This is a genomic window from Demequina lignilytica (assembly GCF_030418305.1).
GTDB lineage: Bacteria > Actinomycetota > Actinomycetes > Actinomycetales > Demequinaceae > Demequina > Demequina lignilytica.
This window is the reverse complement of record NZ_JAUHPX010000001.1, coordinates 216,504-227,485: the sequence shown is the minus strand read 5'-3', so window position 1 is coordinate 227,485 and position 10,982 is coordinate 216,504. Positions and strand designations below refer to the sequence as shown.

Below are 10,982 nucleotides of genomic sequence, written 5' to 3'. Positions count from 1 at the left end.
TCGGCGTCGAACGTCAAGGCGACAACGAGGGGGACGGCCGGTGGCCAAGCTCTACTTCCGGTACGGGGCGATGAACTCGTCGAAGTCGGCGCTGCTGCTCACGGCGGCGTACAACTACGAGGAGCGCGACCAGCACCCGGTGATCGTCAAGCCCGGCATCGACACCAAGGCGGGCGAGTCGGTGCAGTCCCGCATCGGCGTCGAGCGGCGCGTGGACGTGCTGCTGGGGGCCGAGGAGTCGTTCCTCGCCAAGCTCTCGGCGCACCAGCCGCTCGACCAGATCGATGCGGTCTTCGTGGACGAGGCGCAGTTCCTCACGCCCGCCCAGGTGGACGAGGCGTACGAGATCGCCGTCATGCGCGGCATCCCCGTCCTCTGCTACGGCCTGCGCGGCGACTTCATGACCCGCTCGTTCCCGGGCTCGCTGCGGCTGCTGGAGATCGCCCACGCGATCGAGGAGCTCAAGACCATCTGCCGCTGCGGCTCGAAGGCGGTCTTCAACGGGCGCCGCATCGACGGCGAGTTCGTCAGCCACGGCGCGCAGGTCGCGATCGACGGCCAGCAGGCGGAGTACGAGTCGCTGTGCGGCCGCTGCTACATCCAGAAGGTCGGGCCCGTCCGGCACGACGGAGCCTGAGCGGCGGGGAATGTTCGCGGGGGCGGATCGGGTTGTCGAGAGGGCAAAGCCGGTCCGGAAAGGAGATCCCCATGGACATGGACGAGCTGAAGAAGAAGGCCACGGACGCGCTGCCCTCGGACGACCAGATCGAGAAGGCGGCCGACAAGGTCCAGGAGCACACGCCCGACGGCGCCGATCGCACGATCGGCAAGGTCGAGCAGTGGGGCAAGGACAACAACTAGCGTCCCGAGCACGACCGAGGCGCCGCCCGCGGGGCGGCGCCTTCGTCGTCCCCGGGGTCCTACGGTGAAGGGATGCGCCTGTTCGTGGCGGTTCCGGTGCCGCCTTCCGTGGACGACGCGCTGGACGGCGCGGAGCGGGAGCTCCGCGCGTGGGCGCGCTCCGAGCGGGTGAGGCTCGCCTGGGTGCCCGCCGGCGCGAGGCACGTGACCCTGAGGTTCGTGGGCGACCGCACCGACGGCGACGACGTGGTCGACGCGGTCGAGCGCGCCGCGCACGCGACCGCCGCGCCGACCCTGACGCTGGGCGACCGCGTCGGGCTGCTGGGCGCGTCCGCGGTGGTGGTCCCGGTGGCGGGGGCCGAGGCGGCGGCCGCCACCGTGTCACGCGCGCTGCGGGCTCCGTCCGCACGGTTCGAGGGGCACGTCACCGTCGCGCGGGTGAGGCCGCGCCCCGTGTCCCCGCCGCCGCACGTCCCGGTGCCGACGGTCGCGTGGGTCCCCGAATCGGTCGACGTGATCGAGAGCCGGCCCGGCGGGGCCCCTCGCTACCGGACCCTCGCGTCGCTCCCGTGGGGCGGCTGAGCCCGCCCGCGCATCGTCTCCTGCCTGCTAGCGTGCCGGGCAGGGAAGGGAGGTGCCCGTGGGCGTCGAGATCGAGGTCAAGCACCTGGTGGCGGACGAGGGATGGCGCCTGGTCGCGACCGATCCCGTGCGGATGGCTCAGGGCTACGTCGCCGCAGCCGAGGACCGCACCGTCCGCGTGCGGATCGGGGGCGACCGCGCCTGGCTCACGCTCAAGTTCGGCACCGGCATGTCCCGCGCGGAGTTCGAGTACGTCATCCCCGCGGACGATGCGCGGGAGCTGCTCGACCAGGCCGTGGGAACCGTGCTCGACAAGACCCGCTGGCACGTCGCGCACGCGGGCCGCACGTGGGAGGTGGACGAGTTCCACGGCGCGCTCGAGGGCCTGGTGCTCGCGGAGCTCGAGCTCGACGCGGAGGACGACGACTTCGACCTCCCGCCGTGGATCGGCGAGGACGTGACGGGCCGGCCCGAGTACCTCAACTCATCGCTGTCGACCCGAGGGATGCCCCGATGACGGAGGCCGTCGGCCCCGACCCGCGCGTCGCACGCTCGATCGCCGAGGAGCTCGACGAGTTCCAGGCGGTGGAGTACCGGCCGGAGTTCCGGGTCGACCTCGAGCGGATCCGGTTCTCCCCGTACTTCTCGCGCCTGTCCGCCGTCACCCAGGTGATCTCGCAGTCGGGAGCCGGGCTGGCGGTGCACAACCGGCTGACCCACTCCGTCAAGGTGACCGCGGTGGCGCGCGCGATCGCCGTCGCGCTCAACGGCGACTGGGGCGAGCGGGGCGCGCTCGTGCGCGCGCTCGGGGGCTGCGATCCTGTGGTCGTGCAGGCGGCCGCGAGCGCCCACGACCTGGGTCACCCGCCGTTCGGGCACCTCGGGGAGCAGACGCTCGACCGGCTCGCCCGCGAGCGCTTCGGTCTCGACGAGGGCTTCGAGGGCAACGCCCAGACGTTCCGGATCCTCACCCGCCTCGACGAGTACGACCGCGCGGGCTCCGGCCTGAACCTCACCGCGGCCGTGCGCGCCGCGGTGCTGAAGTACCCGTGGATGCGGGCGGAGGGCGACGGCTGGGACGGCGGGCCCGCCACGCCTCGCGGTCTGGCGCCCGCGCGGCCGGGGGAGGGCGCGTACAAGTTCTCCGCCTACACGCTCGACGGCCTCGACTTCGCGCAGGCCCGCGATGCGTTCCCCGCGATCGCGCCGCTGCAGCAGACGGTCGAGTGCTCGGTGATGGACATCGCCGACGACATCGCCTACTCGTTGCACGACCTCGACGACTTCTACCGCGCCGACCTGCTCAACCAGGCCGCCGTGTCCGCCGAGTTCCGGACCTGGATCCGCGACCGTGCGGCGCTCGCGCAGGTACCCGGCGAGACCCTGCTGCGCGCGCGCCGCACACCCGGCCACGGGCTCGAGCTGCTGCGGCGCCGCGTCGAGCAGAAGGATCCCTGGATCGCGGGCGACGATGCGTTCGGCGAGTCCGTCGCGCGCGTGGCCGACGAGGTGGTGGACGGCCTGCTGTCGGTGCCGTACGACGGCTCGCTCGCGGCGGACCGGGGGCTCGCGGTGTTCATGGCGGGCTGGATCGCGAGGCTCCAGCACTCGGTGGTGGTGACCCCGGACCCGGACATCCGCTCGGGTCACGTCCACCTGGACGCCGCGGCGTGGCACGACGTGACCGTCCTGAAGTTCCTCCAGGAGCGGTTCGTGCTCCACCGCCCCGATCTCGCGGTCTACCAGCGCGGCCAGGCGAGCGTCATCGAGCGCCTGGTGACCAGCTTCGCGGCGTGGCTGGACGACGACGACGAGGTCCGGCGCGCGCCTCGGCGCCTGCTCGATCTGGTGGAGATCGCCGCGGAGGACTACCTGCGGGTGCGCGACCGCGCACCGGAGCTGCTGCCCACGACGGACGCCCAGGCGCTGCGCCGCTACGCGACGGGCCGCGGGATCGTCGACTACGTCGCCTCCCTGACCGACGCCCAGGCGATGTCGGTCGCCAACCTCATCTCCGGCGCCTCCGAGCGGCTGTGGGACGGGGGACAGGGGCTCTGACGGCCGCAGCGCGGCGCGGGGGCGACCGCCGTGCCCGCGGCTCGGTAGCATCGTCCCCGTAGAACCCCACCCGACCGAGGAGTGCCGCTGTGCCCAGCATGACCGTGACCATCGACGGCGTCGAGCGAGAGCTCGAGCCGGGCACGACGGGCACCGACCTGTTCGCCGACCGCCGCGACGTGGTCGTGATGCGCGTCGACGGCGCGCTGTGGGACCTCGCGCGCGAGCTCCCTGCCGCCGCGGCCGTCGAGGCGGTCACTGTGTCCGAGCCGGACGGGCTGATGGTGCTGCGCCACTCGACCGCTCACGTGCTCGCGCAGGCGGTGCAGCAGGTGAACCCCGACGCGAAGCTCGGCGTGGGGCCGCCCATCGAGAACGGCTTCTACTACGACTTCGACGTCGCGCAGCCGTTCACCCCCGAGGACCTCAAGGCGCTCGAGAAGGCGATGCAGCGCATCGTCAAGGAGGGCCAGTCCTTCGTCCGGCGCGAGGTGACCCGCGAGCAGGCCCTCGCCGAGCTCGCGCACGAGCCCTTCAAGTGCGAGCTGCTGACCCACGACACCGAGGGTGCCGAGGGCGCCTCCGTCGAGATCGGCGAGGGCGACATCACCATCTACGACAACGTCCGGCGTGGCGGCGAGGTCGCGTGGAAGGACCTGTGCCGCGGCCCGCACGTGCCGTCCACCCGGGTGCTTCAGAACGGCTGGTCGCTCATGCGCTCGGCGGCGGCGTACTGGAAGGGGTCGGAGAAGAACCCCCAGCTCCAGCGCGTCTACGGCACCGCGTGGCCGTCGAAGGAGGAGCTGACCGCGTACAAGGAGCGGCTGGCCGAGGCCGAGCGTCGCGACCACCGCCGCCTCGGCGTCGAGATGGACCTGTTCTCCTTCCCCGACGAGATCGGCTCCGGCCTCGCGGTCTTCCACCCCAAGGGCGGCGTGGTCCGCATGGAGATGGAGGCGTACTCGCGTCGCCGCCACGTGGAGGAGGGCTACGAGTTCGTCTACACCCCTCACGCCACCAAGGCGCAGCTGTTCCAGACCTCCGGCCACCTCGACTGGTACGCGGACGGGATGTACCCGCCCATGCACATGGACGAGGAGCGCGACGTCGCGGGCAACGTCACCAAGCAGGGCCAGGACTACTACCTCAAGCCCATGAACTGCCCGATGCACAACCTGATCTTCCGGTCGCGCGGCCGCTCGTACCGCGAGCTTCCGTTGCGGCTGTTCGAGTTCGGCACCGTGTACCGCAACGAGAAGTCCGGCGTGGTGCACGGTCTCACCCGCGCCCGCGGCTTCACCCAGGACGACGCCCACATCTACTGCACCCGCGAGCAGATGAAGGACGAGCTCACCACCACGCTGAACTTCGTGCTCGGCCTGCTCAAGGACTACGGCCTCGAGGACTTCTACCTCGAGCTGTCGACGCGGAACCCCGAGAAGTCCGTGGGCTCGGACGAGATCTGGGAGGAGGCCACCGCGACCCTGCGCGAGGTGGGCCTCGAGTCCGGTCTCGAGCTGGTGCCCGACCCGGGCGGCGCCGCGTTCTACGGCCCCAAGATCTCGGTCCAGGCGCGCGACGCGATCGGCCGCACCTGGCAGATGTCGACCATCCAGCTCGACTTCAACCTGCCCGAGCGCTTCGAGCTCGAGTACACCGCGCCCGACAACTCGCGTCAGCGCCCCGTGATGATCCACCGCGCCCTGTTCGGCTCGATCGAGCGCTTCTTCGCGATCCTCACCGAGCATTACGCCGGCCAGTTCCCCGTGTGGCTGGCGCCGGTCCAGGTGCGCGCGATCCCGGTCGCCGAGGCCTTCGACGGCTACCTCCAGGACATCGCCGCCCGTCTCCGGGCGAAGGGCGTCCGGGTGGAGGTCGACACGTCGGACGAGCGGTTCCCCAAGAAGATCCGCACCGCGTCCAAGGAGAAGATCCCGTTCGTGCTGATCGCCGGAGGGGACGATGCGGACGCGGGGGCCGTGTCCTTCCGCTTCCGCGACGGCAGCCAGGACAACCAGGTGCCGGTCGACGAGGCGATCGACCGCATCGTCGCCGCGATCGAGACGCGGGCGCAGGTCTGACGTGCCGGAGCTCGTGGACTCGGAGACGATGGGCGGCGAACCCGACGGCTTCGAGCGCCTGTGGACGCCGCACCGGATGGCGTACATCCAGCACTCGTCCTCGCGCGAGCCGCTCGAGGGCGAGCATGACTGCCCGCTGTGCAAGAAGGTCGCGGACGACGACCGCGCGCACCTGGTGGTCCACCGCGGCGAGCACTGCTACGTGGTCCTCAACCTGTTCCCGTACAACCCCGGCCACCTGATGATCTGCCCGTACCGCCACATCGGCTGGTACACGGAGGCCACGGACGCCGAGCGCGACGAGATGGGCGTGCTCACGCAGCGCGCGATGCGGGTGCTGACGCGGGTGAGCGGCACCAAGGGCTTCAACATCGGCATGAACCAGGGTGTCACCGGGGGCGCGGGCATCTCCGAGCACCTGCACCAGCACGTGGTGCCTCGCTGGGTCGGGGACGCGAACTTCCTGCCCATCATCGGGCGCACCAAGGCGCTGCCCGAGCTGCTCGACGACACCTGGAGGCGCGTCTCCGACGCGTTCAGAGAGGACGACTGAATGTTCGGCAGGCTCCGGCCCTACATGGCCGCCCTGTGGCAGGCGCCCGCGCGGTTCCTGCTCGCGCGAGGCGTCCACCCCAACGTGATGACCGTGCTCGGCACCGTCGGCGTCGTGCTCGGCGCCGTGCTGTTCTTCCCGCACGGCGGCATCTGGTTCTTCTGGGGCGTGCTCTTCATCACCGTCTTCGTGGTGACGGACATGCTCGACGGCACCATGGCGCGGCTCGGCGGCAAGAGCTCGCGCCTGGGCGCGTTCCTGGACTCGACCCTCGACCGGGTCGCGGACGCCGCGATCTTCGGCACGCTCGCGTGGGTCTTCATCGACATCGACCGGGCCACCGCGCTCGGCGCCCTCCTGTGCCTCGCGATCGGCTCACTGGTCCCGTACGCGAGGGCGAAGGCCGAGGGCATGGGCGTCGCCGCCAACTTCGGCATCGCCGAGCGCTCGGACCGGCTCGTGATCTCCCTGGTCGCGACCGGGTTCTACGGCCTCGGGCTGTTCCCGCTGTGGGTGCTGACCGGAGCGCTGTGGCTGCTGACCGTCCTGGCGGCGATCACCGTCGGGCAGCGCATCTGGGCGGTCGTCCGCCAGGCGCGCGCGCACCCCGAGTGGAACGCCCGGCTCGACGGCCAGCCGCAGCCCTATCCGCACGAATGAACGGATTCCTGCTCGCCTTCAAGGCGTCCCGGTACATCCCCGCGCCCGTGATCCACGGGCTCGCGTGGGCGGGGACCATGCTCCAGTGGTCCCGCCGCGCGAAACCGACGGTGCGGCTCGAGGACAACCTGCGCCGCGTCACGGGCCTGGAGGGCGACGAGCTGCGGCGCCTGAGCCGCCGGGGCATGCGCTCGACCGCCCGCTACTACGCGGAGACCTTCACGCTCGGCCGCCTGTCGGGCGACGTGATCGACGCCCGCGTGCGCATGGTGAACGCGGCTCCCATCCACGAGGCGATGGCGCGCGACGGGAGGGTCGTGGTCGCCCTGTCCCACTCGGGCAACTGGGACCTCGTGGGGGCGTACGCGTGCCGGAACATCGGGCCGGTCGTCACGGTCGCCGAGGTGCTGAAGCCCCGCGAGGTCTTCGACGCGTTCGTCGCGCTGCGCGAGAACGTCGGGATGCGCATCCTCGGGCACGAGGGCGGCTCGACCTTTCGCGAGCTGGTACGGATCGGCCGCACCGACGGGGGAGTGCTGTGCCTCCTGGCGGACCGCGACCTGTCGGGCTCGGGGCTCGAGGTCGACTTCGCCGGGCAGTCGGCGAGGGTCGCGCCGGGCCCGGCGGCGCTGGCGATCGCGACCCGCTCCACGCTGCTGCCCATGATGGTCCATTACGAGCGGCTGCGCGGCCGTGCGGCCTGGCGCGCGCGGTCGCGGTGGGGCGTCGTGATGACGTTCGGTGAGCCGCTGCTCCCGGCGGACGCGCCCAAGGACGATGCGGTGGGGCACCTCACCCGGGGGTGGGTGGACTTCGTGGGCGCCCGGATCCAGGAGCACCCCGAGGACTGGCACATGCTGCAGCGCTTCGGATGGACGGAGGGCGCATGAGGATCGGGATCGTGTGCCCGTACTCGCTGGACCGCCCGGGCGGCGTGCAGCTCCACGTGCTCGACCTGGCGGAGGCGCTCATCGCCCGCGGCCACGAGGTGTCGGTCCTGGCTCCCGCCGCGAAGGACACGCCCGTGCCGCCCTACGTCTCGTCCGCCGGGCGCTCGGTGCCGATCGCGTACAACGGCTCGACCGCACGGCTCACGTTCGGACTGGTCGCCGCGTCGCGCGTGCGCGAGTGGCTGAAGCTCGGCCACTTCGACGTGGTGCATCTGCACGAGCCGGGCGCGCCGTCGCTCTCGCTCATCGCCATGTGGGCGCGGATCGGGCCCACCGTCGCGACGTTCCACAGCTCGCAGTCCGAGTCCGCGGCGATGCGGATCGCGAAGCCGTGGATCAAGCCCGGCTACGAGGAGCTGGACGCGCGCATCGCGGTGTCGCCCTCGGCCGCCAAGACCATCCGCGACCACCTCCGGGTGGAGGCGACCCACATCATCCCCAACGGCGTCGACACGTCGCACTACACGTCCGCCGTCCCCCAGCCGCACTGGCAGGGCACGGTGGAGGCGCCGACGATCGGCATCCTCGGGCGCCTCGACGAGCCGCGCAAGGGCCTCGAGGACTACCTCGCCGCGATCCCGATGGTGCGGGAGCGTCATCCGCACGCGCGGTTCCTGGTCGCCGGCAGGTTCTCGGACCGCGTCGCGGCGAAGGCCGCGCGGGCGGGCGCCGAGGTGATCGGCGAGCTCGACGAACCCGCGAAGGCCCGCTTCATGGCGTCCGTCGACATCTACTGCGCCCCCAACCTCGGCGGCGAGAGCTTCGGGATCGTGCTGGTCGAGGCGATGGCCGCCGGGGCGGCGGTGGTCGCGAGCGACCTGGTCGCCTTCCAGGACGTCTCGACCACCGCCGACGGCCACGCCGCCCTGCACCATGCCGTGGGCGACCCGGCCGACCTGGCCGCCCGCATCGTCCACCTGCTCGATCACCCCGACGAGCGCGCCGCCCTGGCCGCCCTGGGCCGCGAATGCGCGGCCAACTTCGACTGGTCGAACGTCGCCCCGCGCGTCGAGGAGACGTACCGTGACGCCATTAGGATGGATGCCGAGTTCCACCCCCACCCCACGAAGGACGTGACAACCCCATGAGCACCCCCGTCGACTCCACGAAGCCCCAGGTAGGCACCGACCTTGTCAAGCGCGGCATGGCCGAGATGCTCAAGGGCGGCGTCATCATGGACGTGGTCACCCCGGAGCAGGCGAAGATCGCTGAGGACGCCGGCGCCGTCGCCGTCATGGCCCTCGAGCGCGTGCCCGCCGACATCCGCGCCCAGGGCGGCGTGTCGCGCATGAGCGACCCGGACATGATCCAGGGCATCATCGACACCGTCTCGATCCCCGTGATGGCCAAGGCCCGCATCGGGCACTTCGTCGAGGCGCAGGTGCTGCAGAGCCTCGGTGTCGACTACATCGACGAGTCCGAGGTGCTCACCCCCGCGGACTACACCCACCACATCGACAAGTGGAACTACACCGTGCCGTTCGTGTGCGGCGCCACCAACCTGGGCGAGGCCCTGCGTCGCATCTCCGAGGGTGCCGCGATGATCCGCTCGAAGGGCGAGGCCGGTACCGGCGACGTCTCGAACGCGACCACGCACATGCGCAGGATCCGCGCCGAGATCAAGGCGCTGACCGCGATGCCCAAGGACGAGCTCTACGTGGCCGCCAAGGAGCTCCAGGCCCCGCTCCCGCTGGTCCAGGAGATCGCCGAGACCGGCAAGCTCCCCGTGGTGCTGTTCACCGCGGGCGGCATCGCCACCCCGGCCGACGCCGCGATGATGATGCAGCTGGGCGCCGAGGGCGTGTTCGTCGGCTCCGGCATCTTCAAGTCCGGCGACCCCGCGACCCGCGCCAAGGCGATCGTCAAGGCCACCACGTTCTACGACGACCCGTCGGTCATCGCGGACGTGTCGCGCGGCCTCGGCGAGGCCATGGTCGGCATCAACGTGGACGAGATCCCCGAGCCGCACCGCCTCGCCGAGCGCGGCTGGTAAGCCTCCGTTGACGGCGGACGCGGGCGACGGGCGGATCCACCGCCTGGGCGCCCGCGTCCTGCTGCTGCGACCCGGCGCCGCGGGACCCGAGATGCTGATGGTGCGCGGCCACGACCCGCACGACGTGGGCCGGACCTTCTGGTTCACGCCCGGCGGCGGGCTGGAGCCGGGGGAGACGATGCGCGCCGCGGCGGTGCGTGAGCTCGCCGAGGAGACGGGCTACGTCCTCGAGGAGGACGAGCTGGTCGGGCCGGTGTGGCGCCGCGTGGCGCTGTTCGACTTCGCGTCGAGACCCTACACGCAGTCGGAGGAGATCTACGTCGGCCGGGTCGCGGACGCCGAGCGGCGCTCCCGCACGGCGGCCGAATGGACGGCGATCGAGCAGGAGACCATCGACGAGCTCGCGTGGATGTCGGAGGCGGACGTGAGGGACGCCCCCATCGAGGTGTTCCCGGTCGCGCTGCGGGAGCCGTGGGCGTGGTTCATGGAGTGGGACGGGGAGACCCGGGACCTGGGAGAGGTGGACGAGTGAGCACCATCGGCGTGCTGGCCCTGCAGGGCGACGTGCGCGAGCATGCGGCGGCGGTCGAGAGGATCGGTGCGACGCCGTCCCGCGTGCGCCGCCTGGCGGAGCTCGAGGCGGTCGACGCGCTGATCATCCCGGGCGGCGAGTCGACCACGATCGACAAGCTGCTGCGGGCCTTCGAGCTCTTCGAGCCGCTGCGGGACCGCATCCACGCGGGGATGCCGGTGATGGGGTCGTGCGCCGGCATGATCATGTTGGCCACGGACATCGTCGGCGCGATCGACGGGCAGCGCTCCCTGGCCGCGATCCCCATGACGGTCCGCCGCAACGCCTTCGGCCGTCAGGTCGACTCGTCCGAGGTGGAGCTCGCCTGGATCCCCGACGGCTCCACGATGCATGCCACGTTCATCCGCGCCCCGTGGGTCGAGTCCTGCGACCCGTCCGTGGAGATCCTTGCGACGGCGACGGGCCCCGACGGCGCGGCGCACCCGGTCGCGGTGCGCCACGGCAACGCGATCGCCACGAGCTTCCACCCGGAGATCGCCGAGCCCGGTGCCGTGCACGACGACCGCGTTCACCGCCTGCTGCTCGACCTGGTCTGAAGCGCCGCATCGTCGCCTCGCCGGGCGGCCTGACCGCCCTCCCCGGACACTCCGCACGGAACCGGTCCCGGTGGTGCGGCGCGTCGGCGCCGACGGGGGTCACCGAGACGGCGTGT

At 71.8% G+C, this 10,982-nt stretch carries 13 protein-coding genes; all 13 read left to right on the top strand.

The genetic code is table 11. From position 1 onward, the window contains the following. The first annotated feature begins 40 nt into the window (after positions 1 to 40). The 13 genes from QQX10_RS01055 to pdxT all read left to right on the top strand — a co-directional run bounded on the left by QQX10_RS01055 (position 41) and on the right by pdxT (position 10,866). On the top strand, positions 41 to 637 hold the full coding sequence (locus tag QQX10_RS01055; RefSeq protein WP_301144334.1) for a thymidine kinase: 597 nt from the start codon (positions 41 to 43) through the stop codon (positions 635 to 637). Between the two features lie 71 nt (positions 638 to 708). Then, positions 709 to 861 carry a hypothetical protein gene (locus QQX10_RS01050; protein ID WP_301144333.1) on the top strand — a complete coding sequence of 51 codons (153 nt, stop codon included), beginning with the start codon at positions 709 to 711 and terminating at the stop codon, positions 859 to 861. A 72-nt stretch (positions 862 to 933) separates the two neighbouring features. Beyond that, on the top strand, positions 934 to 1,443 hold the full coding sequence (locus tag QQX10_RS01045; protein WP_301144332.1) for a 2'-5' RNA ligase family protein: 510 nt from the start codon (positions 934 to 936) through the stop codon (positions 1,441 to 1,443). A gap of 58 nt (positions 1,444 to 1,501) precedes the next feature. Next, entirely contained in the window at positions 1,502 to 1,960 is a 459-nt protein-coding gene (locus tag QQX10_RS01040) for a CYTH domain-containing protein (RefSeq protein ID WP_301144331.1), read from the top strand. Continuing rightward, complete coding sequence (locus QQX10_RS01035) at positions 1,957 to 3,501, top strand: deoxyguanosinetriphosphate triphosphohydrolase family protein (RefSeq protein WP_301144330.1); 1,545 nt, start codon at positions 1,957 to 1,959, stop codon at positions 3,499 to 3,501. The genes QQX10_RS01040 and QQX10_RS01035 overlap by 4 nt, the downstream gene beginning before the upstream one ends. 98 nt (positions 3,502 to 3,599) lie before the next feature. After that, positions 3,600 to 5,582 carry a threonine--tRNA ligase gene (thrS, locus tag QQX10_RS01030; RefSeq protein WP_301144511.1) on the top strand — a complete coding sequence of 661 codons (1,983 nt, stop codon included), beginning with the start codon at positions 3,600 to 3,602 and terminating at the stop codon, positions 5,580 to 5,582. A gap of 28 nt (positions 5,583 to 5,610) precedes the next feature. Next, positions 5,611 to 6,135 carry an HIT family protein gene (locus QQX10_RS01025; protein WP_301144510.1) on the top strand — a complete coding sequence of 175 codons (525 nt, stop codon included), beginning with the start codon at positions 5,611 to 5,613 and terminating at the stop codon, positions 6,133 to 6,135. After that, a complete protein-coding gene (pgsA, locus tag QQX10_RS01020; RefSeq protein ID WP_301144329.1) occupies positions 6,136 to 6,795 on the top strand; it encodes a phosphatidylinositol phosphate synthase in 660 nt (219 codons plus the stop codon). After that, complete coding sequence (locus QQX10_RS01015; protein WP_301144328.1) at positions 6,792 to 7,685, top strand: phosphatidylinositol mannoside acyltransferase; 894 nt, start codon at positions 6,792 to 6,794, stop codon at positions 7,683 to 7,685. Before pgsA ends, QQX10_RS01015 begins: the two co-directional genes overlap by 4 nt. After that, positions 7,682 to 8,833, top strand: a complete 1,152-nt coding sequence (locus QQX10_RS01010; RefSeq protein ID WP_301144327.1) for a glycosyltransferase family 4 protein — start codon at positions 7,682 to 7,684, stop codon at positions 8,831 to 8,833. Before QQX10_RS01015 ends, QQX10_RS01010 begins: the two co-directional genes overlap by 4 nt. Beyond that, the gene (pdxS, locus tag QQX10_RS01005; protein ID WP_301144326.1) at positions 8,830 to 9,738 is read left to right on the top strand and encodes a pyridoxal 5'-phosphate synthase lyase subunit PdxS; all 909 of its coding nucleotides are present in this window, start codon (positions 8,830 to 8,832) and stop codon (positions 9,736 to 9,738) included. Before QQX10_RS01010 ends, pdxS begins: the two co-directional genes overlap by 4 nt. Positions 9,739 to 9,745: 7 nt before the next feature. Continuing rightward, the gene (locus QQX10_RS01000; protein WP_301144325.1) at positions 9,746 to 10,270 is read left to right on the top strand and encodes an NUDIX hydrolase; all 525 of its coding nucleotides are present in this window, start codon (positions 9,746 to 9,748) and stop codon (positions 10,268 to 10,270) included. Then, a complete protein-coding gene (pdxT, locus tag QQX10_RS00995; protein ID WP_301144324.1) occupies positions 10,267 to 10,866 on the top strand; it encodes a pyridoxal 5'-phosphate synthase glutaminase subunit PdxT in 600 nt (199 codons plus the stop codon). The genes QQX10_RS01000 and pdxT overlap by 4 nt, the downstream gene beginning before the upstream one ends. Positions 10,867 to 10,982: the final 116 nt, after the last annotated feature.

Coding starts and splice junctions, on each gene's coding strand:
- QQX10_RS01045 (WP_301144332.1), top strand. CDS start 934: ATGCGCCTGTTCGTGGCGGTTCCGGTGCCGCCTTCCGTGGACGACGCG.
- QQX10_RS01025 (WP_301144510.1), top strand. CDS start 5,611: ATGGGCGGCGAACCCGACGGCTTCGAGCGCCTGTGGACGCCGCACCGG.
- QQX10_RS01015 (WP_301144328.1), top strand. CDS start 6,792: ATGAACGGATTCCTGCTCGCCTTCAAGGCGTCCCGGTACATCCCCGCG.
- pgsA (WP_301144329.1), top strand. CDS start 6,136: ATGTTCGGCAGGCTCCGGCCCTACATGGCCGCCCTGTGGCAGGCGCCC.
- thrS (WP_301144511.1), top strand. CDS start 3,600: ATGACCGTGACCATCGACGGCGTCGAGCGAGAGCTCGAGCCGGGCACG.
- pdxS (WP_301144326.1), top strand. CDS start 8,830: ATGAGCACCCCCGTCGACTCCACGAAGCCCCAGGTAGGCACCGACCTT.
- QQX10_RS01035 (WP_301144330.1), top strand. CDS start 1,957: ATGACGGAGGCCGTCGGCCCCGACCCGCGCGTCGCACGCTCGATCGCC.
- QQX10_RS01010 (WP_301144327.1), top strand. CDS start 7,682: ATGAGGATCGGGATCGTGTGCCCGTACTCGCTGGACCGCCCGGGCGGC.
- QQX10_RS01050 (WP_301144333.1), top strand. CDS start 709: ATGGACATGGACGAGCTGAAGAAGAAGGCCACGGACGCGCTGCCCTCG.